This is a genomic window from Streptomyces sp. NPDC046939 (assembly GCF_040644575.1).
Lineage (GTDB): Bacteria > Actinomycetota > Actinomycetes > Streptomycetales > Streptomycetaceae > Streptomyces.
Window position 1 is genome coordinate 56,416 of the sequence record NZ_JBEYWV010000029.1, and the last position, 24,710, is coordinate 81,125.

Annotated in this window: 19 protein-coding genes; all 19 read right to left on the reverse strand. The window is 72.5% G+C overall.

From position 1 onward, the window contains the following. Nucleotides 1-7: 7 nt before the first annotated feature. Genes rfbC through ABZ877_RS28520 form a run of 19 tightly spaced genes read right to left on the reverse strand, consistent with a single transcriptional unit; the run spans nt 8 to nt 24,639 of the window. The gene (gene rfbC, locus ABZ877_RS28430; protein ID WP_361076438.1) at nt 8-568 is read right to left on the reverse strand and encodes a dTDP-4-dehydrorhamnose 3,5-epimerase; all 561 of its coding nucleotides are present in this window, start codon (nt 566-568) and stop codon (nt 8-10) included. Continuing rightward, complete coding sequence (locus ABZ877_RS28435) at nt 565-1,776, reverse strand: polysaccharide pyruvyl transferase family protein (protein ID WP_361076441.1); 1,212 nt, start codon at nt 1,774-1,776, stop codon at nt 565-567. The genes rfbC and ABZ877_RS28435 overlap by 4 nt, the downstream gene beginning before the upstream one ends. Continuing rightward, the gene (locus ABZ877_RS28440) at nt 1,773-2,732 is read right to left on the reverse strand and encodes a glycosyltransferase family 2 protein (RefSeq protein WP_361076443.1); all 960 of its coding nucleotides are present in this window, start codon (nt 2,730-2,732) and stop codon (nt 1,773-1,775) included. The genes ABZ877_RS28435 and ABZ877_RS28440 overlap by 4 nt, the downstream gene beginning before the upstream one ends. Further along, entirely contained in the window at nt 2,729-4,036 is a 1,308-nt protein-coding gene (locus ABZ877_RS28445; protein ID WP_361076446.1) for a hypothetical protein, read from the reverse strand. Before ABZ877_RS28445 ends, ABZ877_RS28440 begins: the two co-directional genes overlap by 4 nt. After that, the gene (locus ABZ877_RS28450; RefSeq protein WP_361076448.1) at nt 4,033-5,322 is read right to left on the reverse strand and encodes a DUF4910 domain-containing protein; all 1,290 of its coding nucleotides are present in this window, start codon (nt 5,320-5,322) and stop codon (nt 4,033-4,035) included. Before ABZ877_RS28450 ends, ABZ877_RS28445 begins: the two co-directional genes overlap by 4 nt. Beyond that, entirely contained in the window at nt 5,310-6,335 is a 1,026-nt protein-coding gene (locus ABZ877_RS28455; protein WP_361076451.1) for an SDR family oxidoreductase, read from the reverse strand. The genes ABZ877_RS28450 and ABZ877_RS28455 overlap by 13 nt, the downstream gene beginning before the upstream one ends. 3 nt (nt 6,336-6,338) lie before the next feature. After that, the gene (locus tag ABZ877_RS28460; protein ID WP_361076454.1) at nt 6,339-6,989 is read right to left on the reverse strand and encodes a PIG-L deacetylase family protein; all 651 of its coding nucleotides are present in this window, start codon (nt 6,987-6,989) and stop codon (nt 6,339-6,341) included. Beyond that, on the reverse strand, nt 6,986-7,780 hold the full coding sequence (locus tag ABZ877_RS28465; RefSeq protein ID WP_361076457.1) for a glucose-1-phosphate cytidylyltransferase: 795 nt from the start codon (nt 7,778-7,780) through the stop codon (nt 6,986-6,988). The genes ABZ877_RS28460 and ABZ877_RS28465 overlap by 4 nt, the downstream gene beginning before the upstream one ends. Continuing rightward, nucleotides 7,777-9,036 (reverse strand): class I SAM-dependent methyltransferase, encoded by a 1,260-nt coding sequence (locus ABZ877_RS28470; protein WP_361076460.1) that lies wholly within the window; start codon nt 9,034-9,036, stop codon nt 7,777-7,779. The genes ABZ877_RS28465 and ABZ877_RS28470 overlap by 4 nt, the downstream gene beginning before the upstream one ends. Beyond that, complete coding sequence (locus ABZ877_RS28475; RefSeq protein WP_361076463.1) at nt 9,033-10,247, reverse strand: glycosyltransferase; 1,215 nt, start codon at nt 10,245-10,247, stop codon at nt 9,033-9,035. The genes ABZ877_RS28470 and ABZ877_RS28475 overlap by 4 nt, the downstream gene beginning before the upstream one ends. Before the next feature lie 3 nt (nt 10,248-10,250). Beyond that, the gene (locus ABZ877_RS28480; protein ID WP_361076466.1) at nt 10,251-11,495 is read right to left on the reverse strand and encodes an O-antigen ligase domain-containing protein; all 1,245 of its coding nucleotides are present in this window, start codon (nt 11,493-11,495) and stop codon (nt 10,251-10,253) included. A 1-nt stretch (nt 11,496) separates the two neighbouring features. Continuing rightward, nucleotides 11,497-13,044: a right-handed parallel beta-helix repeat-containing protein gene (locus ABZ877_RS28485; protein WP_361076469.1), complete on the reverse strand. Its 1,548-nt coding sequence runs from the start codon at nt 13,042-13,044 to the stop codon at nt 11,497-11,499. A gap of 54 nt (nt 13,045-13,098) precedes the next feature. Beyond that, complete coding sequence (locus ABZ877_RS28490; RefSeq protein ID WP_361076472.1) at nt 13,099-15,045, reverse strand: alginate lyase family protein; 1,947 nt, start codon at nt 15,043-15,045, stop codon at nt 13,099-13,101. After that, entirely contained in the window at nt 15,042-17,234 is a 2,193-nt protein-coding gene (locus ABZ877_RS28495; RefSeq protein ID WP_361076475.1) for a bi-domain-containing oxidoreductase, read from the reverse strand. The genes ABZ877_RS28490 and ABZ877_RS28495 overlap by 4 nt, the downstream gene beginning before the upstream one ends. A 29-nt stretch (nt 17,235-17,263) precedes the next feature. Continuing rightward, nucleotides 17,264-19,195, reverse strand: coding sequence for an asparagine synthase (glutamine-hydrolyzing) (gene asnB / locus ABZ877_RS28500; protein ID WP_361076477.1), 1,932 nt, complete (start codon nt 19,193-19,195; stop codon nt 17,264-17,266). Between the two features lie 3 nt (nt 19,196-19,198). After that, entirely contained in the window at nt 19,199-20,722 is a 1,524-nt protein-coding gene (locus ABZ877_RS28505) for a Wzz/FepE/Etk N-terminal domain-containing protein (protein WP_361076480.1), read from the reverse strand. After that, nucleotides 20,719-22,092 carry a polysaccharide biosynthesis protein gene (locus ABZ877_RS28510; protein WP_361076482.1) on the reverse strand — a complete coding sequence of 458 codons (1,374 nt, stop codon included), beginning with the start codon at nt 22,090-22,092 and terminating at the stop codon, nt 20,719-20,721. Before ABZ877_RS28510 ends, ABZ877_RS28505 begins: the two co-directional genes overlap by 4 nt. Further along, a complete protein-coding gene (locus ABZ877_RS28515) occupies nt 22,089-23,333 on the reverse strand; it encodes a glycosyltransferase family 4 protein (RefSeq protein ID WP_361076484.1) in 1,245 nt (414 codons plus the stop codon). The genes ABZ877_RS28510 and ABZ877_RS28515 overlap by 4 nt, the downstream gene beginning before the upstream one ends. After that, nucleotides 23,323-24,639, reverse strand: coding sequence for a nucleotide sugar dehydrogenase (locus ABZ877_RS28520; RefSeq protein ID WP_361076487.1), 1,317 nt, complete (start codon nt 24,637-24,639; stop codon nt 23,323-23,325). The genes ABZ877_RS28515 and ABZ877_RS28520 overlap by 11 nt, the downstream gene beginning before the upstream one ends. Nucleotides 24,640-24,710: the final 71 nt, after the last annotated feature.

A 24,710-nucleotide genomic window follows, 5' to 3' on the forward strand; every position in this document is an offset into this window, starting at 1 on the left:
GTCGGCCTCAGTTCTCTGTGTTCTCGATGTGCTTCAGGACGTCGGCGAGGCTCGGCGCCCGCCGGTCCCGCTCCGACACGAAGGCGGCCGGAAGCGGCCACGGGATCGCCAGGTCCGGGTCGTCGTGGGCGATCGTCACGTCCTCGGCCGGGTCGTGCGCGCGGTCGATCCGGTACGAGGTGTCGGCGGTGTCGGTGAGCGCCTGGAAGCCGTGCGCGCACCCCGCCGGGATGTAGAGGGTCTGCTGCGTGTCGCCGGAGAGTTCGAAGGTGGCCCGGCCCAGATAGGTCGGCGAGCCGGGGCGCAGGTCCACCACGACGTCGAAGATCCGCCCGTACGAGCAGCGCACGAGCTTGGCCTCCCCGGCGCCGGAGCGCAGGTGCATGCCGCGCAGGACGCCGCGCACGGAGCGGGAGACGCTGTCCTGGACGAAGGCGTGCGGGTCGAGGCCGACCGAGCGGACCACGTCGGCGTCGAAGGTGCGGCAGAAGAAGCCGCGTTCGTCGGCGTGCGGGGTCGGCTCGAACAGGTACGCCCCGTCGATCTCCGGGACTGGGGTGGCCTTCATCGTGTCTCCTGCGGGGCAAGTGCGGGGTTCTCGTGCGGGAACAGAGCGCGGGTCAGGGCGCTGAACTGGTGCTTGAGGCGGTCGGCCGCCACCGCGTTCCGTTCCTTCAAAGTCCGGCGCAGCTCCGGCGCCGCCTTCTCCAGGGACCGGAACTGTGCGAGCAGGCGGTCGGCGTCGACCTCGCGCGCCGGGTGGCAGTAGGCGCCGAGGCCCATGTCGGCCATGAGCGCGTCGCTCTTGGCGGCGTAGCTGAGCGCGAGGGTGGGTGTTCCGGCCTTCAGGGCGCAGACGAGGTTGTGGTAGCGGGTCGCCACCACCGCGTCGGCGGCGGCCGCCTCCGCCATGAGGGCGGCGAGCGAGTCCGCGTCGGAGGCCGTCACCAGCGGGGAGCCGACCGCCGCGAGGATCGACTCCACCACCGGCACGTCCACGCCGTCACCGGTGAGCAGCCGCACCTCCCGGCCCTCCTCGGCCAGTGTCCGGACGAAGCGGGTGACACCGTCGAGGTAGCGCGCGTGGATCTCGTCGGCGCGGTCGCGGTCGTCGTTGGAGCCGTGGAAGGCCATGACGCCGACACAGACCCGGCCCCGCGCCTCCGCGCGCGCCTCGGGCGCCGGCAGGGAGAAGGCCAGGTCCGGGTAGACCTCGTCGCGCGATGTGTCCACGCCCATCTCCCGCAGGGCGTCACGCGACAGCGCGTCCCGGTACGAGCGGTACGTGGCGCACCGCGCCGACCAGCGGACCAGGGCCCGCGTCGCCCGGACCCCGATCGGTCCCGCGCCGACGCTGACGAGCGCCACCCGGGTCCGCGTCAGCCGCCCGCTCGCGCACAGCAGGAACAAGGAGTACGGGAAACCCCACGGCCGCAGCGGCAGCGTGGCCTCCAGGACACCCATCCCGGGCACGATGACCACGTCGTGCCCGCGCACCCAGGCGGCGGTGCGGAAGACGTCCACGAGCTTGCCGAGCCCCTTGCCCGCGATCGCGCCCGCCCGGGACGCGGTCCGGTACTCCCCGCGGTACCAGTGCAGCCGCGTCGCCGGGATCCCGTACCGGGCGGTGACCGCCTCGGGGCCGCCGCACAGCGCGTCCACGACGGCGTCCGGGTGCGCGTCGCGGAGGTGGCCGAGCACCGCCTCCAGGGAGCCGTCGTTGCCGAGGTTGCCGGAGCCGAGCAGGCCGAACACGCCCACCCGCACCGGCTTCACTCCTGCTCCCCGCGGCGGCTCTCACGGCCCGCCACGATCTCGTCGAGGTCCACCGTGAGCAGCGCCGGGTCGACGGGCGCCCGGTCCTCGACGCGCTCGCCCGCGCCGCCCGGCCGGGCCCTGCTGGTCATCCACGCCGCGAGGTGGCGGTGGCAGGCGCGCCGGTCGGCGGCGGAGAGCGGGGCGCGCTGGATCGCCGAGACGAACCCGAGGACGTACTCGGCGAGCAGCCGGGGCGTCGGGTGCAGCAGGCCCGCGCGGCGCGGGTCGAGGTTGACGCAGCGGGAGCGCTTGGAGGGGTTCGCGCGCTCGGCGCGGGTGGGGTGGTCGCGGCGGAAGTACAGGAGCTCCGGGACCTGGTGGAAGGGGCCGTGCAGCGCGATCTCCGCGACGAACGTGCGGTCCGCGTGGTGGTAGCTGTCGTGCGGCTTCACCCGGCGCAGCACGTCGGCGCGCATCACCCCGTAGAAGTCGTCGCCCCCGGCCTCGAACAGCATGCTGCGGAAGCGCTCGGGCGCGCTGGGCGACGCCGTGTTCAGCGTGTACGCGTAAGGCACCGTGATCCGTCCGTCGCCGTCGATGACGGCCTGGTCGGCGTGGGCGAGGACGACCTCGGGGTGCTCGTCGAGCGCGTCGACGCAGCGCCGCAGCAGGTCGCGGGCGTACAGGTCGTCGTGCGAGGCCCACTTGAACAGCTCGCCCTTGCACTGCGTGAACACGTAGTTGTGGTTGGGCGCGGCGCCGATGTTGCGGGTCAGCCGGATGTAGCGGACGCGCGGGTCCTGCGCCTCGTACTTGCGGCAGATGTCCTGCGTCCCGTCGGTCGAGGCGTTGTCGGAGATGACCAGCTCGAAGTCCTCGTAGGTCTGGCCGAGCAGGGCGTCGAGCGCCTCGGCGAGGTATTCCTCGCCGTTGTAGACGGGAAGGCCGATGCTCAGCCGGGGGTGCGTGGTCAAGGGGTCCTCACTTCGGATGTGGGGTTTCGGTGGTGCTCGCGCAGCGCGGACCGCAGGTGCAGCCACCACACGGTCGAGCCGCACAGGAGCGCGCCGGCGACGCCCCAGGCGGAGCCGGAGGTGCCGCCCGCGACGGCCCCGCCGAGGCCGCCCGCGACGTAGAAGGCGGAGGCGCAGAGCTGGCTGCGCAGGCTGCGCCGGGCCGCGCCGAGCGCGCGCAGCCCGGCGGCGGCGCCGGTGCCGAGTCCGGCGCCCGCGACGCCGAGCGTGACCGGCACGATGAGCTGGGAGGCGGAGCTCCACACGTCGCCGAGGACCAGCTCGCCGAGCCGGTCCGGCATCAGGAGCAGCAGCCCGCCCCACAGCAGCGCGGCGACGGCCTGCCCGCCGCCGAGCAGGAGACAGAACGCGCCGAGCCGGTGGGGCGCCCGGCGCAGCACCCGGGCGGCCTCGGCGACGGTGACGAGGGAGAGCCCCATGAGCACCGCCATGAACGGGCCGAGCAGCAGCTCCGCGCCCCGGACCACGCCGACGGCGCTGACGCCGACGATCGCGCCGAGCCCGTACGCCCGCACCTGGCTGGCGCCGCTGTTGGTGACGTTCTCGACGAGGTAGCGGTAGCCGAGGTCGCGGTGTTCGCGCAGCCAGGCGCGGGCCCGGGACGCGCGGGGCCGGATGCCCGACTGGAACCAGCCGTACAGCGCGGCCACCGCCGCGGAGCCGCCCCAGGCGAGCACGAACGCGCCGACGCTGCCCTGGCGGGCGGCGAGGAGCAGGGCGGGGACGAGCGCGACGCCCCACACCAGGTCGTTGACGAACGCCTTCCGGCCCGCCCCGGCGGCGAAGAACGCGAACCGCCACGCGTCCTGGAGGAGCAGCCCCGGCAGCACGACGCCGAGGCAGGCGAACGCGGGCCCCACACGGCCGCCGACCACGAGGCCGACGACCAGGGACACCGTGCCGAGGACGGCGCCGACGCCGAGCGCGGTGCCCGTCGCGCGGGCCGTCGCCGCCCGCCACGCATCCTGCGTGACCCCGCTGAAGCGGACCATCAGCGGGTCGGTGGCCACGCCGCGCGAGACGTTCAGCACCACGCCGTACGTCACCCACGCCAGGCTGAACACGCCGAACGCGGTCAGGCCGAGCGAGCGGGCCACGTAGATGCCCACCGCGAAGTTGGAGATGCTGGAGGCTGCCTGGTCCGCGAGGCCCCAGGAAAGGCGGCCCGCGACGGCGCGCCGGGCCGAGCGGCCCGGTCGCTCCGTCGCGCGCGCCTTCTCCTCGTCGGTGGTCATCGGCGTCATGCCTTGATCAGTCCGGCGCCGTGCAGGGCGTCGGCCGCGGCGGCGACGGTGTCGAACGGCAGCCCCGCCCGCTCGGCCACGTCGAGCAGGCTGTGCGCGCCGTCGGAGAGGCTGAGCACCCACAACATCGCCATCTGCGCCTCCTTGGCGTCGCTGCGCCCGCCGAGCGAGTCGTACAACCCGCGCCGCCCGAGCTGCGGTTCGCCGTACGGGCTGAGGTTGACGTAGGCCCGGTTCCGGTCCAGGACGGCGAACGCCTCCCGGCACACCGCGAGGGTGTCCGCCATCGCCTCCGGGGAGACGAAGTCCGGGTTGTCCGCCGAGGTGTGGTACTCCGGGTAGCCCGCGTACGGGGTCCGGCTGAGCGAGCCCACGCCGAGGTCGAAGCCGGGGGAGCAGTACTGCCGCTCGTCGTACCCGTACGGCGTGAACTCCCGTACGGTGTGCGGCCGTTCGGACGTGCTGAGGACGTGCTTCAGCACTCGGTCGATCTCCGCGTCCCCGCGCCGGCTCTGCTTGTACGTGAGCTGCCCGCGGTCGCCCGCGCAGGCCAGCACGAGCCCGTGCTTCACCCGCTCGATCCGGTCCGCGTTGCGCGCCAGCCACGTGATCGCGCCGATGGTGCCGGGCGCGAAGATGAACCGGTAGGTGTAGTACGGCTGGTGCTCCTGCTCCGCGAGGGCGCGCGCGAGGTACGTCGCCACCGCGACGCCCGCCAGGTTGTCGTTGGCGAGCGACGGGTGGCAGACGTGGCAGGAGACGATGACCTCCTCCGGGACCTGCCCCGGGATCACGTGCTCGGCGTAGGTGAGGTGCCCGTCGGCGAGGGTCGAGTCCACCCGTACCTCGTACTCGCCCTCCGGCAGCGCGTCCAGGGTCTCCTGCGCCAGGCAGAAGCCCCACTCCGGCTTGTAGTAGCTGGTCCGGTACGGCACCCAGGACGGATGGTCGGGCAGCGTGTACAGGTGCGGGCGCAGCTCGGACAGCGGCATCCGCGCCGACACGGGCACGCTGTAGCCGAGCACATGCAGGCTGGACGCCTGGAAGTCGACGACCCGGCGGCCGGACGCGTCCGCGACATAGGCGTCGCGGATGTTCCACTCCTGCGGCACCGTCCAGTCGAGCACCTGCGTGCCCGTCGGCACCTCGTGCACCTGGAGCGGGAGGTGTTCGCCGACGATCTCCAGGGTGGCGCGCACACCGTCCCCGGTGATGCTCCGGCAGAGCGGGTAGAGGCGCTCCACCAGGGCGTGCATCTCCTCGCCCGCGCTCGTCATCGGCGCCACCGCAGCGTGTCGTCGACGGCGCCGGACTCGGACGCCGCGCGCAGCACGGCGAGCCGGGTGAAGCGCTGGTCGAAGGCGTCCTTGGTGAGGCCGTGCGCCCGGTAGGCGTCGGCGAGTTCGAGCGCGCCCCGCTTGACCGACCACTCGCAGTCGAAGCCGGGGATCGCCGCGCGGAAGCGGGCGAAGTCGACGCGGTAGGAGCGCGGGTCGGCGCCGTTCTCCCCGGTGATGTTGACCTTCGCGCCCGGCACCGCGTCGGCGACCTGCTCGGCGATCTCCGCGACGGTGACGTTGTTGGCCTCGGTGCCGATGTTGAACGCCTTGTCGTGCACGGCCTCGCGCGGCGCCTCCAGGGCGGCGGTGAAGGCGCGCGCGATGTCGGCGGCGTGCACGAGCGGCCGCCAGGGCGTGCCGTCGGAGAGGACGAGGACCTCGCCCGAGAGCAGCGCGTGACCGACCAGGTTGTTGAGGACGATGTCGGCGCGGAGCCTGGGGGAGTAGCCGAACGCCGTCGCGTTGCGCATGTAGACCGGCGTGAAGTCGTCGTCGGCGAGCGCGTGCAGGTCGTCCTCGACCCGCACCTTCGACTCGGCGTACGGCGTCACGGGCCGCAGGGGCGCGTCCTCGCCGACCAGTTCGTCGCCGCCCGCCGCGCCGTAGACGGAGCAGGTGGAGGCGTACAGGAAGCGGCGCACCCCGGCCTCGCGGGCGAGGCGGGCCAGGTGGACCGAGGCGTGGTGGTTGATGTCGTAGGTGAGCTGCGGTGCGAGCGCGCCCAGGGGGTCGTTGGAGAGCGCGGCCAGGTGGATCACGGCGTCCACCCCGGCGACGTGCTCGGCCGTGACGTCGCGCAGGTCGACCCGCGCTCCCGGCGGGTCGTCGGGGGTGGGGCCGAGGACACAGTCCGCGAACAGGCCGGCGTCCAGGCCGACGACGTCGTGTCCGGCGGCCTTCAGGACCGGGGCCATGACGGTGCCCAGGTAGCCCTGGTGTCCGGTGAGCAAAACGCGCAAGGTTCAATCCCCCAGGTCGAGAACGAGTTTGGTGACGGCGAAGGCTTCGGCGTAGCGGGCGTGGCACTCGATGCCGCGGATCCGGGCGAGGCCGAGGAAGGCCTCGCGGTCGTACCAGGGGCGGTGGCGCTGAGAGGCGTAGTGCTCCTGGAGCAGTTGCACCTTCCGCTCGGCGGTCTCGTCCGGCAGCGGCTGGTACGCCGCCATCCTCCCCAGGTCGCCGTCCCACTTGACGATCTCGTAGCCGAGGACGAGATGGTCGCGGAAGGCGGTGGTCATCAGCTGCGCCAGGCCCCGGTGGTCCTGGTGCGCGTCGTCGGTGCGCGGCGCGAGGACGAGGTCGGGCTCGGTGCGGGCCCGTAGCTCCTCGACGGCCGCCTTCGCCTCCTCCCACTGCGCGGGCAGCCGTCCGTCGGCCAGCTTGAGCACGGTCAGGCGCAGGTCGGCGCCGGGGCAGAAGGCGGCAAGGGCGGCCTGCTCCTCCTGCTCCCGTTCGGTGCCGCCGCCGGACAGGACGAGGGCGTCGACCCGGATGCCGGGCTGTGCCTCGCACAGGGCGAGCAGGGTGCCGCCCGCGCCGATCGCGATGTCGTCGCAGTGGGCGCCCACCGCGACGACCCCGGCGAGCGGACGCCCGGCGCCGAGCCGGATCACGCGCGCACCCCCGCCTTGTCCTGCTCCCACACGGCCCACGGGCGCTCGCCGCGCGCGTAGGCGGCGTCGAGGGCGGCCCGCTCCTTCACCGTGTCGGTCGGCTTCCAGAACCCGCGGTGCTTGTACGCCACCGCCCGCCCCTGCTTGGCCAGTTGGGCGCAGCCGTCGGCGACGAGGTCACCGTTCTCGGGGATGTGGTCGAAGACCTCCTGGCGGAGCACGAAGTAGCCGCCGTTCTCCCACAGCGGCAGCTCGCTGACGGCTGTGATCCCGCCGACCAGGTTGTCCTCGCCGAGGTCCACGCAGTGGAACGAGGACTGCGGCGGCACGACCATCATCGAGGCGCCCGCGTCGCGCTTGGCGAAGTGGTCGATCATGTCCGGCAGCGGCGCGTCGGTGAGCACGTCGGCGTAGTTGGCGAGGAACATCTCGTCCCCGTCCAGGTGGTGGCGGACCCGGCGCAGGCGCTCACCGATCGGCGACTCGATGCCGGTCTGCGCGAACGTGATCGTCCAGTCCGCTATGTCGGTGGAGAGCAGCTCGGTCTTCCCGCCGCGGAGCACGAAGTCGTTGGACGTCGTCTCCTCGTAGTTGAGGAAGAAGTTCTTGATGTGGTGGGCGCCGTAGCCCAGGCACAGGATGAACTCCTTGTGGCCGTAGTGCGCGTAGTAGCGCATGACGTGCCAGATCAGCGGGCGCGGCCCGACCATCGCCATCGGCTTGGGCATGTCGTCGGAGGCGCCGGCGCGCATCCGCAGTCCGTAACCGCCGCAGAACAGGACGACCTTCATGCTGTGACCTCTTTCGCGACGGACTCGACGGGCTCGACGATGCTCAGTTCAGGGATCGGGAAGACGAGGCGGCCGCCCCACTCGTGCACGAAGGCAAGCTGCTGCGTCAGCTCGGCCCGCAGGTTCCACGGCAGGATCAGGACGTAGTCCGGCTTGTCGGCGTCGATCTGCTCGGGCGGAAGGATCGGGATGCGGGTCCCCGGGGTGTACCTGCCGTGCTTGTAGGGGTTGCGGTCGACCGTGTACGCGAGCAGGTCGGGCCGGATGCCGCAGTGGTTGAGCAGCGTGTTGCCCTTGCCGGGCGCCCCGTAGCCGACGACCGTCCTGCCCTGCTCGGCCGCCTCGATGAGGAACTTGAGCAGGTCGCGGCGGACCTTCGCCACCCGCGCGGAGAACTCCGTGTACCCGGACAGCTCCTGGAGCCCGGCGGCCTTCTCCTTGGCGAGGACGTCCGCGACGCGGCGGCTCGGCGCGCCCGCCACCTCCTGCGGGCGCGCCCACAGCCGGATGGAGCCGCCGTGCGTCGGCAGCAGCTCGACGTCCACCAGGGCGAGCCCGCCGCTGGCGAGCGCCCGGATCGCGGAGGCGACCGTGTAGTACTGGAAGTGCTCGTGGTAGATCGTGTCGTACTGGTTCTCCTCGATCAGGGTGAGCAGGTGCTGCACCTCGATGGAGACCCAGCCGTCGTCGGCGACCAGGGCGCGCAGGCCCTGGGTGAAGCCGACCACGTCGGGGATGTGCGCGTACACGTTGTTGGCCACGACCAGGTCCGCCGGGCCATTCTCGGCGCGGACGGAGGCGCCGGTCTCCGGGGACAGGAACTCCGTGAGGGTCGGCACCCCCGCGTCCCTGGCCGCGCCGCCCACGTTCACCGACGGCTCGATGCCCAGGCAGCGAATTCCCCGGTCCACCACGTGCTTCAGCAGATAGCCGTCGTTGCTCGCGACCTCGACCACGAACGAGTCCGGGCCGAGGCCCACCCGCTCCGCGGCGTCCGCGACGAACGTGCGCGCGTGCTCGACCCAGCTGGTCGAGAAGGACGAGAAGTACGCGTACTCGCTGAACGTCTCCTCGGGTGTGATCAGCGGCGGAATCTGCGCCAGCCAGCAGTCGGTGCAGACCCGCAGGTGCAGCGGGTACGCGGGCTCCGGCCGATCCAGTTGGTCCGCGGCGAGAAAGCTCTCGCACGGTGGGGTCGCCCCCAGGTCGACGACGCTGGTCAGCGCCGTCGAGCCGCACAGTCGGCAGCTCGTCATCTCGTTCCCCCCATTGCTCTCGACCGGTCCGCGATCACGGCCCGGTACCCCTCCTCCAGACGCTCGAGGCCGACGGCGGGGCTGAAGCCCCGCTCGTACCGGCGCCGGGCCGCCTGGCCCATCTCCTGGTTGCGTCCCCGCTCTCCCGCGATCCGGCGGATGCCGTCCGCGAGCGAGGCGCTGTCGCCGGGCGTGTGGAGCAACCCCGTCACGCCGTCGTCGACCAGCTCGACAAAGGAGCCGTGCGCGGCGGCGACGACCGGAACCCCGGCCGCCATCGCCTCCACGACCACCAGGCCGAACGTCTCCTCGTACACCGAGGGGGCGAGCACCGCGACCGAACGCGCGACGGCGTCCTGGCACTGCGCCGGGTCGTACAGACCCGCGTAGCGCACGTCGTCGCGGCCCGCCGCCCAGGCGGCCACCTCGTCCTTCAGCGGCCCCGCCCCGGCGATCACGAGCGGCACGCCGATCCCGCCGCCCGCCCGGAGCGCGTCCCACGCGGCCATGAGCAGCCGCACGCCCTTGGCCTCGGTGAGGCGGCCGAAGTAGAGCAGGTGCTCCCCGGTGCCGTTCGCCCGCCGCACACCCGGCTCATTGACGAAGTTGTGCTTCACCGCGAGCCGTTCGGCGGGCATCCCCGCGCCGACGAGGATGTCGCGCTGCGCGGCGGAGATGCAGAAGAACCGGTCCACGCCGGACCACCACCGCCGCCGGTTGACCGCGATGCTCGCCGCGAGCGGCACCGTCGCGAGCCGCGAGTGGCGGTAGCAGCCGTGCCGGACCCCGGGCAGCGGCACCCGCGTGCCCACGCACTCGGTGCACGGTCTGCCGCCCCGCTCCAGCGTCCCCGGCGGGCAGACCTGGTAGTAGTTGTGCAGCGTCGTGACGACCGGCACCCCGGCGTCGGCGCAGGCGGCGATCACCGCGGGCGAGAGCAGCGGGAACACGTTGTGCACGTGGACGACGTCCGGCCGCTCGGCCCGCAGCCTCGCCGCCAGCTCCTTGCGCACGGCCGGGTTCCACGGCACCTGGAGCGGCACCGCGACCTTGCCGAGCAGCGAGCGGCCCGCGATGTCGTCACTGCGCCGCGCGAACACCTCGACCCGGTGGCCCGCCTCGCGCAGCAGCCGCACCTCCTGCTCCACGACCTTGTTCTCGCCGCTCGGCTGCGCCGAGACGTAGAAGTTGTGCACCACGAGGATGTGCATGGTTCAGGTCACCTCCGGGGTGCGGGCCCAGCGCGGGACGCGCCGCCGCGGATCGGCGGGCGTCGTCGGGGGCGTGGTGGGCACGGGCGCCGCGAGCAGCGACGCGGCGAGCGCCAGGTGCAGCAGGTACGGGGAGGCGTCGCCGAGCCCCGCCTCGGTGTACGAGGACATCACCACGTACGTGATGAGGAAGATCGCGCAGGCCCGGGAGAGCGACGGCGGCCGAAGCAGCGCCACGCCGAGCAGGACCAGCAGCATCGCCGCGACGAGCCCGACGCCGGTGAGCCCCTGCTCGTTGTAGACGGCCAGCCAGCTGTTGTCGATCGGCAGCCCGTTGAACGACTTGTCGCCGAGGCCCGTGCCGAACAGCTGCTCCGCCGTCGACCGGGGCGCGGCGAGCAGCGCGTCCCACACCTTGGCGCGGCCGGTCAGGCTGGTGAAGTACTCCTTGGACTGCCCGCGCAGGAACCACGCCTGCACCGCGCCCGCGAACCCCACCGCGGCGACCGTCACAACCACCACCGACCAGGCGAAGAACCGCCGCGCGGCCGCGCTGGTCAGCACGAGCGAGCAGATCGCGACGACCAGGCCGACGAGCATCCCGACCGTCGCCGTACGGGTGTGGGTCAGCGCGAGCAGGACGAACGACGGCACGAGGATGATCGCCGCCGTCCGCCCGTCGGTCTGCCGGCCGAGCAGGAGCAGCGTCGTCAGCCCGATGATCACCGCCGCGTACTGGCCGATCTGCGGCGGTGTCAGCGGCCACAGGGCGCCGACGAGACGGCCGCCGTACAGCTCGGGCATGGCCGCGCCGGGCGAGATCGCGAGCCCCGCGGCGGCCGTCCCGATCGCGGCGAAGTAGAACCGGATGTGGTAGCGGACGAACGTCGTGTCCCCGTTCCACCAGCGGCTCAGGAGCCACAGCGTCCCCACGAACAGCGAGAGCCGGAAGCAGCGGAACAGCGCACCGAACCCGGCCTCCAGATGGACGCTGGAGAGGATGCTCGGCACCAGCAGGAACGTCAGGAGCAGCAGGAACGCGCTGGCCCTGACCCGCAGCCGTAAGTTGACCGCGAGCGCGAGCGTGAACGCGGCGACCAGCGCGCCCATCGTGACCAGTTGGATCAGGGAGCGCGGCAGCGGAATGATCGTCTTCGCGCCCGCCGAGCCGAGCGTGTTGAGGCCGAGCAGCGCCCAGACGACCCCCACGGTCCGCGGGGTGCGCGTCGGCATCAGGTCCTTGACCATCTCAACCACCGGCCTGGACGTCGAAGGTGCTGCCCGCGTCCTGCTCGTACGGCATCGCCTGCCACTGACCGGCGTCGAGCACCTTGCCCATGTCCTGGGCGACGAACCGCCACGGCCCGACGTAGACGTTGTCGTGCCAGCGGTTGTGCTGCTTGTCGGTGATGTACTTCTGCACCTTGTCGCCCTTGTACGGCGACCAGTCGGGGTAGGTGCCGTAGTTGGCGAGCAGCGCCATCCGGTCGCACCGCGACGAGCAGTCGATCCTCGCCTTGTCCAGCACGAACCGGTTGTCGTGGACGTCGACCCGCTGGGTCTTCCACCGGCAGTCCGCGTACAGCGGCTCCGATGTGATCGCGGGCCGCTTGCACCGCCCGGTGTCCTTCACGAGCAGCGTGCAGTCGCCGGAGGAGGTGTTGGCGGGGCTGTTGCAGAACCGGTCGGCGCTCTCCCACAGGGTGATGCCGTTCCAGTTGTTCTCCAGCCGGTTCCGGTAGATGTCGATCTTGTCCGTGCGGGCGTGGATCCGGGGTTCGCCGCCCGACTCGGAGATGTAGACGCTGCCGTAGGGGAAGGCGTCGCCGCGCTCGGCGGCGTCGCGCCCCTCGACGAGGTTGTTGCGCCGGATCGTGTTGTTCCGGACGACCGCGTTGTAGCTGATCTCGTAGATCAGCGCGGCGCCGTCGTTGTCCTCGATCAGGTTGTCCTCGATGCGGAAGTCGTTGTTGTTGGTGTCCGCCCACAGGCCGGTGCCCCGGTTGTCGTGCACCCAGTTGCCGCGGACGTCGGCGCGGTCGACGGCCCAGAACTTGATGCCGCCGGTGCAGCCGCAGCCCTTCTGCCGCTTCTCCCAGTCCTCGGTGTTGTTGCCGGTGATCTCGTTGCCCTCGACCACGAGGTCGCGGATGGAGTCGCCGTCCTTGAAGGCGTTCATGCCGTACTGCCCGTTGTCGCGCAGGCAGTTGCCACGGACCTGCTGGCGGGCACCGGCCATGAGTCCGGCGCCTTGGTTGCGCTGGATGGTGGAGTGCTCGACGGTCCAGTCGTCGGCCGAACTGTGGTTGACGACGCCCTCGTTCTGCGGCGGGACGAACCCCTGCACGGTCAGGAACCGCAGGATGACGTGGCGGGCGTCGCCGCTGAACGCGTACTGGTTCGTCCGGCGCCCGTCGAGGACCGCGCCCGGCGCCCCGATGTAGCGGTCCCCCTCCTTCGGGACGACCTGCGCGTAGCGCTGCGGGGCGAGCCGGTGCGTGCCGGGGCGCAGATAGAACGTGGTGTGCGGCGGGCTCTTCTCCGTCTTCTCGGCGAGGTCGCCGACCTTGCCGGGGTCGATCTCCACCGCGCCCGCCGGCGGCTTCTCCGGCCCGGCCGGGGGCTTGGCGCACACCCGCCCCACCTGCTGCCGGACCCCGGACGTGGACGGTGAGGCGCCCGGCTTCGCCGAGGAGCCCGATGTGCTCGTGCCCGTGCAGCCGGCCGTCGCCAGCAGGGCGAGGGCGAGCACCAGCGGTGCGGCGGGCCGGGCCCGGTGACGCCATGTCGTCCTCACGCGTCCTCCTCTCTGACTCTGCGTCTTGTGCTGTCCGTGGTCCCGGCTGTCGGGCTACGAGAACGTGAGCACGGTCGTGAACCGCCGGGTGTCGTCGTCGGCGCCGGGACCCGTGCCGATCAGCGTCGTGGCCGGTTCCTTGCGGCCGAAGCCGGGGGAGTACCAGCCCAGCGGGGGATCGCTCTCGCCGCGGTGCGCCCGCCACGTCAGCGAGTCCGGCAGGTCGAGCACCGCCGAGCGCCGCTCGCCGTCCCGGTCCCAGGTGAGCGTCGCCCGGTCCCCGGTCAGCTCCGCGGTGACCGCCGGGCCGAGATGGAAGGCGAGACGCACCTGCCCGTGCGGCCCGCGCACCTCGTCGACGATACGCAACTCCCGTCCCACTGACGCGAGTTCGACCCTACGACGATGGACGGCGGGCCGGTACCCGTCGTGCTCGGCGGACCAGCGGGACACCTTCGGGTCGGAGGTGTCGGCGACCAGGACGCGGGTGCGGGCGTGCCGGGTCCACAGGAACGGGCCGCCGGAGACGGAGCTGTCCACGCCGTCCAGCTCCAGGGTGTTGTGGCCGAGCGTGGAGCGGAAGTACCGCCGCCACTCGGGCTGCCCGTGGTAGCAGAACGTGCCCGGGTCGGCGAGCACGTCCACCCCGTCCTGCCGCACCTCCACCGACAGCGCGTCCGCGTGGGCGTGCGCGGCGATCGACAGGAACCCGTGCGGCCCGCCGTCGAGGCGGCACCAGATGCCGTCCGGGCCGCGCAGGATGGTCATGCCCGCGTCGGGGAAGTGCACGGGCCTGCGCGCGGGGCGCTTCGGGGCCGCCGTGTACGGCCTGATCAGCGCGGTGAGCAGCGGTGTACGGACATCGGTGCCGGGCACCCCGGGCCACCAGTCGAGGCGGCCGAAGACGGCGGCCCCGGTGGCGAGGAGCGAGCCCCAGCGGTCGGTGCCCGCGCCGTCCACGACGAGGCCGTGCCCGTCGTCGGCGTCGCCCTGGCGCGGCGGCCTGAGCCGGTCGTCGACCACGGCGGCGAGCGCGTCCGTCATCCGCAGCAGCACCAGCCGGACGGTCGCCGGGACCTCCACGCCCGCCGCGTCGGCCTCGGCGAGCGCGGCGAGGCCCAGTTCGAGGACGAGCCCGTGGTACTCGGAGGCCAGCTCGCGGTTGAGCCCGGAGAGGTAGGTGTTGGCGCGCAGGTTCCGGTCCAGGGAGCGCAGCGCGTCGCCGCGCCAGCGCGGGGAGGACGGGAACCAGTCGAAGGCGCAGGCCGCCGCGAACTGCCCGGCCGCCTCCGCGATGACGTGGTTGTTGGCCGACGAGCCCCGGCTCGGGAAGGCGGCCAGCCAGCGCTGGTGGTGCCAGATCTGCTCGACCGCCACCGGGTTCTCCTCGAACAGCGCGGGCGCGCCCCGCCACCCGTCGAGCAGCCGCCGCACCCACACCCACGAAAGGAGCCGGATGCCCAGCTCGATGCCGCTGACCCAGTGCACCCCGCGCAGCGGCGGGTTCGCCGCCCACCAGGACTCCAGGTGCGCGGCGACGCGCTCGGCGTACCGCTCGTCGCCGCTGACCGCGTAGGCGGCGGCGAGCACGGTCAGGTACTGGTGGCGCGACGGCTCCCAGATCTGCTTGATGTCGCCGACCGTGTCCTCGCTGCGGTAGGGCACGTCGAAGGCGTAGCCGTCGGGGGCCCGGCGCCCGGTCTTCGGGTCGTACCACCAGTCCGGGTCCACGAGGTCGTCGCGGACCACGCCGAAGAACTCGGCCTGCCCGACCATCAGCCGGTCGGCCTCGGCGAGCAGCCGCTTCGCGGCGTCCGGCGCCACGGCGTCGAGGGCGCCCGCGGGCAGCGCGACGGTGAACCGGGCGCCGGTCACGGCCGGGCTGTGCGGCGGCGCGGCGCGCCACTGCCGCCTGCGGGCGGCGTCGGCGGCGCGTCCGCCGACCTCCCGCGGGCCCATCCGGGACAGGCGCCGCAGGTACCAGGTGGGGCTCATGGTCATCGCGGCGACCTCGCGAGCGTCACGGGCGCGCCGCCCGCGAGTCCTGCCCGCACGGCGAGCGTCGCCGCCGTGGTCGCGGCGAGGGACTCCAGCGGTACGGGCATGGGCCCGCCGGTCCGTACGGCCCGGACGAACGCGGCGAGTTCGGCGTTCTGCCCTTTGTCGCGGGCCTTCGGCAGCCGCGAGCTGACCCACTTCTTGCGGCCGTAGACCGACGCCCGTACGAAGTCGTCGAGGCGCAGCACCTTGCCGTCCGCGATCAGGTCGAGGGTCTCCTTGGGGAAGCCGGAGGAGCCGGTGGTGACGTAGCTGATGGTGGCGGTGGACCCGTCGGGGTAGCGGAGCTGGACCTGGAGGTCCTCGCCGCCGGGTGTGGCGGTCGCGTACACCGACTCGGGGTCGGCGCCGAGGAGCCAGCTCGCCGTGTCAATGAAGTGCCCGCCCTCGCCCGCGAACCGGGAGCCCTCGGTGGACTGGCGCAGATACCAGCTGCCGTGGTCGAGGCGGCCCGCGTTGACCAGGTAGCGCAGGCTGGCCGGGCCCGTCCGGGCGCCGAACTGCTGCTTCGCCTCCTGGAGCAGGGGTGCGAAACGGCGGTTGAAGCCGACCTGCAACCGGTCGTTGCCGGTCTCCTCGACCGTCGCGAGGACGCTCGCCAGCTCCTCCTCGGTGAGCGCGAGGGGCTTCTCCACGAAGACGGCCTTGCCCGCGCGCAGCGCCCGCTGGGTCAGCTCGGCGTGCGAGCTGTGCCGGGTGACGACGAAGACGGCGTCGACGGTCTTGTCGCCGAGGACCGCGTCGAGGTCGGTGGTGGCCTCGGCGAAGCCGAACTTGCGCTGCGCGTTGGCGGCGGACAGCGCGGTCGTGGTGACGACGGTGGCCAGCTCCACGCCGTCGCGCCCGGCCAGATGGGGCAGGAGCATCGAGGAGGCGTAGTTCCCGGCGCCGATGAACGCGCAGCGCACGGGCGACCCGGCGGCTCGCGCCCGGTCCGGCACGGCGGCGCCGCGCCGCACGGCGGGCACGGTGACCTCGGCCGGCTTCGGCTCCACCGCCTCCGTCGGCTGCCCGGGGTAGCGGAAGAGGACCGCGACCGCCTTCAGCTCGCCGTCCTTGAGGCTCTGGTACGTCTCCACGGCGTCGTCGAACTCGGCGATGTGGGAGATGAGGGGCTCCACGTCGACGCGCCCGCGGGCGACCAGGTCGAGGAAGCACGCCAGGTTGCGGCGCTCGGTCCAGCGCACGTAGCCGATCGGGTAGTCGCGCCCCTCCAGTTCGTACGAGGGGTCGTAACGCCCGGGGCCGTAGGAGCGCGAGAAGCGGACGTCCAGCTCCTTCTCGTAGTACGCGTTCCACGGGAGGTCCAGGCGGCACTTGCCGATGTCGACGACGCGGCCCCGGTCCCGGGCCAGCTCGGCGGCCAGCTCGACCGGCTGGTTGCTGGAGCCACCGGCGGCCAGGTACACCTGGTCCACGCCGTGGCCGTCGGTGAGTTCGGCGACGGCGGCCTTCACGGCGTCGGAGCCGGGGTCGCCGCAGGCGTCGGCGCCCGCCCGCTCGGCGAGCGCGCACCGCTCCGGGTCCGGGTCGGCGCCGACGACGCGGACGCCCGAGGCGGTCAGGAGTTGCACCACCAACTGTCCGATCAGCCCGAGGCCGATGACCAGGGCCACCTCACCGAGCTGCGGCTCGCCCTGGCGGACGCCCTGCATCGCGATCGAGCCGACCGTGCCGAAGGCCGCGTGGCGCGGGGCGAGACCCTCCGGCACCGGGACGTACAGGTTCTTCGGGACCCAGTTCACCTCGGCGTGCAGCGCGTGCTCGTTGCCCGCGCACGCCACCACGTCACCGACCTTCACGTCGTCGACGCCCGCGCCGACCTGCTCGACGATCCCGCACAGCGAGTAGCCGAGCGGCGTGTACGAGTCGAGCTTGCCCATCACCTTGCGGTAGGTGGCGGGCACCCCGTTGGCGGCGACGCTCTGCATGACCTTGGCGACCTGGTCCGGGCGCGAGCGGGCCTTGCCCACCATCGACATGCCGGCCTCGGAGACCTTCATCAGCTCGGTACCGGTCGATATCAGCGAGAAGGCGCTGCGTACGAGGACGCCGCCCGGCTTGCACCCCGGCGCGGGGACGTCGAGCAGCGCGAGTTCGCCGCTCTTGTAGTTCTGCACAACCTGTTTCACCCGAGCTCCTCTTGTGTTCACGCTTGTTCTCAGGCCGCCCGGCTCCGGCCGGAGCCGGAGGTCGCGCCGCGATACCAGTACTCGAGGGTCAGCACATGCCATAGGTGCTTGGAGAAGTCCCGCTGTCCGGAGGCGTCCTCGGCGACCATCCGGGCCAGCGCGTCACGGCGCAGGAAACCGGAGTTGACGAGCACGCCGTCGTTGATCACCTCACGCACGAGCGGCGCCAGGTCCCGGCTCATCCAGGCCCGCAGCGGCGCGCTGAACAGGCCCTTGGGCCGGTACACGATCTCGTCCGGCAGGACCGTCGCGGCGGCCTCCTTGAGGACGGCCTTGCCCTGCCGCCCGGCGATCTTCCGCTCGCCGGGGAAGGTGAAGGCGGCCTTGACCACCTCGACGTCCACGTACGGCACCCGGACCTCGGTCGACGCGGCCATGCTGGACCGGTCCGTGTAGGTGAGGTTCAGGCCCGGCAGGAACATCCGGGCGTCGCCCAGGCACATGCGGTTGACGAAGTCGTCGAGCGCGTTGTCCTCGTAGACGTCCGCGTGCTCGGTCAGCACGTCGTCGACCGTCCCGGCCAGGTCGGGGTTGACCAGGGCGAGCAGTTCGTCCTGGTCGTACATGGTGTAGCTGCGCCGGAACGCCGTCTCCTCCGGCAGATCCGCGAAGGACAGGAACCGCTTCGCGAACCGCACCGACCGGTAGCCGCGCGTGGCCGAGGCGACCGGCAGCCGGTCCACCGCCGCCGAAACGCCGCGCCGCAGCGGCCCCGGAACCCGCTGGTAGCGCAGGGCGAGCAGATTCGCGAGGTGCTTGCGGTACCCCGCGAACAGCTCGTCGGCGCCCATCCCCGACAGCATCACCTTGACCCCGGCCTCCCGGGCGGCCGAGCAGATCAGATACGTGTTGATCGCCGCCGGGTCACCGATCGGCTCGTCCAGGTGGTACGTCATCTCCGGCAGCAGGTCGAGCACGTTCGGCGCGATCTCGATCTCGTGCAGATCGACCCCGAACCGCTCCGCGACCTGCCGCGCGTAGCGCAGATCGTCCGGCATCGCCTCGAACTTGGCGTCCTCCGCGCGGAACCCGATCGTGTAAGCCGAGATCCCCGGCCGGTCGCGCGCCGCGAGCGCCGTCAGATAGCTGGAGTCGAGCCCGCCCGACAGGAACGTCGCCACCGGCACGTCCGAGAGCAGGTGCTGCCGTGTCGACCCCTCGATGATCGCCGCCAAGTCCGGGATCTCCCCGGCCCGCGCCCGCTCCTGCCCCTCCGCCGCGACGTCCCGCAGATGCCAGAACCGGCCGCGCTCCACCCGCCCGTCCGCCCGGCACGTCAGCCAGCTCCCCGGCGGCAGCTTCTCCGCCTCGCGGTACGCGCACCGCGAGTCCGGCACCCAGTAGTAGAGGAGCGAGGCGACGAGCGCCGCCGGGTCCACGTCCAGGGCGCCGCCGGTCGCGGTCGCCAGCGCCTTCAGCTCCGAGGCGAAGACCAGGCCCTCGCCGCGCCGCAGGAAGAACAGCGGCTTGATGCCCAGCTGGTCCCGCACCAGCGTCAGATCACCGGTCCGCTCGTCGAAGACCCCGAACGCGAACATGCCGCGCAGGCGGGGCAGGCACTCCGTGCCCCAGCGCCGCCACGCCTCCAGGAGCACCTCGGTGTCGGAGGTGCCACGGAAGCGGACGCCGGACGCGGCCAGCTCGGCCCGCAGCTCCGGCGCGTTGTACAGCTCGCCGTTGTACGTCAGGGCGAGCCCGTCCGAGACCATCGGCTGGGCGCCCGTCTCCGACAGGTCGATGATCGAGAGCCGACGGTGCCCGAGGTGCACCTCACCGTCGCCCGTGACGGAGTGGCGGTAGCGCCCCGCCCCGTCCGGGCCCCGGTGGGCGAGGATGTCGGTGAGCCGGTCGGTGACGGCCTTCCCGTCCGGCCACCGGTACGTGCCTGCGATGCCACACATGACTTACCGCGCCTCCTGGTCGCTGTCCGGGACCCGCGCGGCCCACATGGGCACGCGCTCGGCGCGCCGCTGCACCGTCTTGTTCTGCTGCCGGGCAAGACGCTCGCTCTGCCCGCGCAGCGCGGTGTGCAGGCCGTCCCAGAGCGTGCCGTCGGTCCGGTCCCGCGGATCGGGGTCGATGAGGACGACACCGAGCACGGGGATGTGCTGGTCGGCGAGTTGCCGCGCGACCGTGTGCAGCCAGGCGGCACTGGCGTGCCCGGCCCGTACCACGAGCACGGTCTGGCTGCCGAGGTACTGAAGGTCGGTCCAGGCGGTGCCCGGCGCGACCGAGCCGACGCCGATCCGCCGGTCCTGCGGCGTCAGCGACGCCGCCTGCGCACCGGTGATCACGTTGGGCCCGCCCGCTTGCGCGCGGGCCTTCGCCAGCTCCGTACCGGGCAGCCCGTCGACGACCACCAGCGGCCCGTCGGCGGCGAGCGCACCCGCCAGGTTCAGCGCGATGACGCTGGTGGCGCGGGCGCTGCCCAGTTCCAGGAGCGACAGCGGCTCCGCCGAACCGCGCACCGTACGGGCCAGCGTCGTCGTGAGACGTTCACGGGCCGACCTGGTCCGCTTGCGCTGCCACAACCGGCCCGAGCCGTGCGGCAGTTCCGCGATGACGGAGGCGCCCAGGTTCGTGGCGATCTCCCGGCGCAGGACGGGCCGGTCGGCCACCACCACGCCGACCGCGGAGAGCGCGAGCCCGAGGACCAGCCCCAGGACGAGCCCGATCGCCGCGTTGGTCGCGGCGGCCTTCGGCAGCGAGTGCGCCACCGCGCGCGGATCGTCCACGATCTGCGTCCCCGCGATCAGCCGGGGCGTGCCGACGCGCGCCTCCTCCGCGCGCTGGTTGAAGTCGGCGATACGGGAGTTCAGCTCGGCGCGGCGGGCGAAGAGGGACTCGATGCTCGCCGAGTTCGCCGGATCGGTGTCCGGGGACCGGCCGCCGATCTCGTCGTTGACCTCGGCCAGCTCCTTCTGCATCCGGTCGCGCTGGTCGAGCAGCGCCTTGGCCTCGGCCTTCGCGGTCTCCCGCATCCGCTGTACATGGTCGGCGACGAACGCGTCGGCCAGCGCCTTCGCACGGGCCACCGCCTGCGCGTCCGTCTCACCCGTCACGTCGATCTGGAGGACGTTGTTGGTCAGGCCCCTGCCCGCGTACTCCTTCAGGAAGTCCTCGGGCTTCTCCGAAGACTTGAGCGCCTTCAGCGCCCGGTCGGCGATCCGGGTGGTACCGAGCACCTCCACATCCGTACGGATCAGGGTGCCGGTGTCGTTCGGCTGGTCCTCCGCGTGCGCGACCAGGAGCTTCGTCGTCGCGCTCGGCGCCGGCGGCATGAGCACCGCGAACGCCGCGCCGGCCAGGAACCCGAGGACGGCGAGCGAGCACCACAGGCGACGGCGTCTGCGCACCGCCACCACCAGGGCGTGCAGGTCGAGGAGCGGAGGGGTGGGCGACGACTCCGCAGTCGTGCTGGTCATCACACGGGACCTCCCGTCGCGTGGCCGCGCACCGCGAGCGCCAGCGTGGCGCTCTCCGGAGGCTGGTCGGCGGAGCGCGCGGGCCGGGCGCGGACCTCGCCCGCGACGACGACACCGACGACCTCGTGGCCGCCGTCCGCGCACGCCGAGGCGATGCCGGTCAGCTCGTCCGCGGTCCAGGCGCCCGCGCTGAGCACCACCAGGACACCGGACTCGGCCTCCCGGTCCGGCACCATCGGATGGTCCACCGAGACCTCCACGACCCGCAGCAGCGGATCGTTCTTCGCCTCGGTGACGAGCTGCCCCGCGGCCCGGCGGGCGACGCCGTCACCCTCCGGGACGACGATCAGCAGCCTTCTCGGCACCGGCAGTTGATGCCGCAGACGCATGCACACACGCCGGTAGCGGACCCGCCTGCTCGTCTCGTCGCCCGAGGTGTGCGGGGCAGGCGTGTCCCAGCGCGTGTCAAGGCCGAGGAAGCGGCGGACACGGGGCCGCAGCCCCGCCGCCCGCACCGGCTCGGCGCCGTGGCCGTCCGGCACGTCGACCGTCCCGATCGCCGTCGAGCCCAGCGCGGCGGCGATCTCCGCCTCGGTGCGCAGACGGCGGTTCATCCGGGCGGCCGTCAGATGCGCGATGACCGCGACGAGCAGGAACAGCAGCGCCCCGCCGGCGATGAGCTGCACCCGCGTGGGCGGCGCCTCGCTCGTCGGCTTCGCCGCCGGACCCATCACGACCATGCTGTTCTTGGCCCCGATCGCCGGATCGGCCTCCTCCAGCTTCTTCATGGCGTCCTGCAGCGCCGTCCGCAGCTTCTCCAGCTCCGTACGGGCCTGCACGCCCTCCACGGTCTGCCCAGGGTCCGCAGAGTCGGCCAGCTCACTGATGCGGCGGTTGGTCTGCGCGACCTGCTTGCGCAGCGCCTCGGGCCCCATCTCCGCGTCGTCGGAGTCGGTCTCGTCGCTGCCGATCCGCGAGGCGAAGCCGACGAACTGCTGCGCCACCTGGTCGGACAGGCGCTGCGCCTTCTCCGGCGTGTCCGCCGTACCCGTGATCTTGATGATGTTCCCGTCCGCCGCCTTGGCGCTCACCTGGTCCTGCAGATCGGTGCCGCTGACCCCGGGCCACTTCAGCGCGGCGGCCGAGCGGTCGACCACGGCCGAGCTCGTCGCGACCTCCACCTGGGTCAAAAGCTCGCGCTCCTCCCACTGCCCCGCCATGAGGATCGACGTCGACGTCGTGAAGCTCGGTGGGAACAACAGGGACGCGCCGAGGCCGACGACCGCCCCCACCAGCGCGAGCAGGGTGAGGAGCCGCCAACGCCGGCGGAGAATCCGCCCGACGGTCGCCAGGCGTATGGTGTCCTCGCTCAACGGCGCGGCCTCCTCCCTGTCCGGCCGCGGCAGGCAGCGTCGTAGGCGGCCAGCAGCGACTGCTGCGAGTTCCGCCAGGACAGCCGCCCGCTGATCCGCTCCTGTCCGATCTTGCCCATCTCCGCGCGCCGCTCCGGGTCGTCCATGAGCTGCGCGACGAGCCGGGCGAACTCCGCCTCGTCGTTCGCCGGCGCGTACAGGGCGGCGTCCCCGGCGGAGACCCGTGCCTCCCGCAGCTCGAACGAGACGATCGGCCGGCCCATCGCCATGTACTCCAGGACCTTGTTCATGGTCGACACGTCGTTGAGCGGGTTGCGCGGGTCGGGGGAGAGGCACACGTCCGCCGTCGACAGATAGCGCACCAGATCGGCGTCGGGTATCCGCCCCGTGAACTGCACCTGGTCCGACAGCCCGAGCCGCTCCGAGAGCTCCACCATCGCGTCGAAGGCGTCACCGCCGCCGACGAACACCGCGTGCCAGTCGGTCCGGCCGAGCTCGTCCCGGAGCTTCGCCAGCGCCCGCAGGGCGTAGTCCACCCCGTCCTGCGGGCCCATCACCCCGAGGTAGCACAGCAGATGGGGCTTGCCGCGCTTCAGCTCCGGCTCGGGCGGCACCGGCTGGAACCGCTCGATCTGCGGCGCGCTGCGCACCACGAACACGTCCTCGGGACGCTTGCCGCCGCGGCGCACCGCGACGTCCTTGTAGCTCTCGTTCGTCGCGAGGACGATGTCCGCCGCCCGGTACGTGAGCCGCTCAAGGCCCCGCACGGCCCGGTAGAGCAGGTCCTCGCCCCGGTCGAACCGGGACAGGTACAGCTCCGGCACCAGGTCGTGCTGGTCGAAGACGAACCGCGCGCCGAGCCGCTTCAGCCGCAGAGCGGGCAGGAACAGCAGGTCGGGCGGGTTGCACGCGTGCACCACATGGACCGGGCCGACCTTGCGGGCGAGCCGCGCCGTGTGCCACAGCGCCGCCCCGTACTCGCGCAGATAACCGGCCGGGCCGCCCGTGGCGGCGCGCAGCGGGTAGCGGTGGATCCGCACCCCGTCGATCTCCGCCTCCGCCTCGGTGTCCCGTTTCGTGCCCTGCGGGCAGATGACGTGCACCTCCCACCCCGCGTCGCGCAGGGTCAGGCACTCCTGCCACACCCGCCGGTCGAACGGCACCGACAGGTTCTCGACCAGGATCAGCGCACGCCGCCCCCGGCCCTCATTGCCACTTGCACGTGCTGTGTCACCAAGCAAGGCCCACGTACCCCGGTTCGGTCCGGCGCGTCTCCGCGTCGGGAAGGCGGATGAGATCGACGATCACCGGGCCGCCGTCGCCGTGCGGCAGCGCCGAGAGAACGTCCGGGTCCTTCGTGCCGACCAGGCACACGTCGGCGTGGTCGAGGACCTCCTCGACGGAGTCCGCGAGCAACTGCGCGAGGTGCGGGAGGCGGGTCTCGATGTACTCGCGGTTCGCGCCGAGCAGCCGGGACAGGCTCACGTTGGCGTCGTAGATCTTCAGGTCGTAGCCCTTGCCGTAGAGCCGCTCGGCCAGCTCGACCAGCGGGCTCTCGCGCAGATCGTCGGTGCCGGGCTTGAACGACAGCCCGAACAGGCCCGCCTTCCGCCTGCCGGTGCGCTCCACCAGCTCCACCGCGCGCTGCAAGTGGTCCTCGTTGGACGGCAGCACGTGGGACAGGATCGGCACCGACACGTCCGCGCGCCGCGCCGCGTGGACCAGGCTGCGCAGGTCCTTGGGCAGGCAGGAGCCGCCGAAGGCGAAACCGGGGCGCAGATAGGCGGGGCTGACGTTCAGCTTGCGGTCGGCCAGGAACACGTCGATCACCTGGTGGGAGTCGACCCCGAGCGCCTGGCAGACGGCGCCCAGCTCGTTCGCGAAGCCGATCTTCAGGCCGTGGAAGGCGTTGTCCGCGTACTTGATCGCCTCGGCGACGGGGACGTCCACCCGGAACACCTCGCCGGGCAGCCCCTCGTACAGCGAGGCGACCACGTCACCGCTGGCGTCGTCGATCTGGCCGATGACGGTCTTCGGCGGATCGAAGTAATCCCGCACGCTCGTGCCCTCGCGCAGGAACTCCGGGTTGACCGCCACCCCGAAGTCCACCCCGGCGGTGCCGGCGTGCTTCTCCAGGATCGGCACGAGCAGGCCCATGCAGGTGCCCGGCAGCATGGTGGAGCGGAACACGACGGTGTGCCGCCCCTCCCGCTCCGCGAGCGCCGCCCCGATCTGCTCGGCGACCCGCTCCAGATAGGTGGTGCACAGACTGCCGTTCGGTTCGGACGGCGTCCCCACGCACACCAGCGACACGTCACTGTTCAGGATCGCGTCGCGCACGTCGTCGGTGGCGCGCAGCCTGCCGCTGCCCACCGCCTCCGCGACGATGTCACCGATCCGCTCCTCGACGACCGGCGCCTTGCCGTCGTTGACGAGGTCGACCTTGACCTTGCTCACGTCGACACCGATGACCTCGTGGCCCGACGCGGCCAGGCACGCCGCCGACACACACCCCACGTAGCCCAGTCCTAAGACGCTGACTCTCATGTCCTGTTCCTCCCCCCCAAGCAGACCCTGACGGTCTGCGATCTCCTTGCGCCGACTGGGCAGTTGTGCCG

Excerpts from the sequence above, each read along its gene's own strand:
- rfbC (WP_361076438.1), bottom strand. The coding sequence starts at position 568 with ATGAAGGCCACCCCAGTCCCGGAGATCGACGGGGCGTACCTGTTCGAG.
- ABZ877_RS28445 (WP_361076446.1), bottom strand. The coding sequence starts at position 4,036 with ATGACGCCGATGACCACCGACGAGGAGAAGGCGCGCGCGACGGAGCGA.
- ABZ877_RS28465 (WP_361076457.1), bottom strand. The coding sequence starts at position 7,780 with ATGAAGGTCGTCCTGTTCTGCGGCGGTTACGGACTGCGGATGCGCGCC.
- ABZ877_RS28470 (WP_361076460.1), bottom strand. The coding sequence starts at position 9,036 with ATGACGAGCTGCCGACTGTGCGGCTCGACGGCGCTGACCAGCGTCGTC.
- ABZ877_RS28475 (WP_361076463.1), bottom strand. The coding sequence starts at position 10,247 with ATGCACATCCTCGTGGTGCACAACTTCTACGTCTCGGCGCAGCCGAGC.
- ABZ877_RS28480 (WP_361076466.1), bottom strand. The coding sequence starts at position 11,495 with ATGGTCAAGGACCTGATGCCGACGCGCACCCCGCGGACCGTGGGGGTC.
- ABZ877_RS28490 (WP_361076472.1), bottom strand. The coding sequence starts at position 15,045 with ATGACCATGAGCCCCACCTGGTACCTGCGGCGCCTGTCCCGGATGGGC.
- asnB (WP_361076477.1), bottom strand. The coding sequence starts at position 19,195 with ATGTGTGGCATCGCAGGCACGTACCGGTGGCCGGACGGGAAGGCCGTC.
- ABZ877_RS28520 (WP_361076487.1), bottom strand. The coding sequence starts at position 24,639 with ATGAGAGTCAGCGTCTTAGGACTGGGCTACGTGGGGTGTGTGTCGGCG.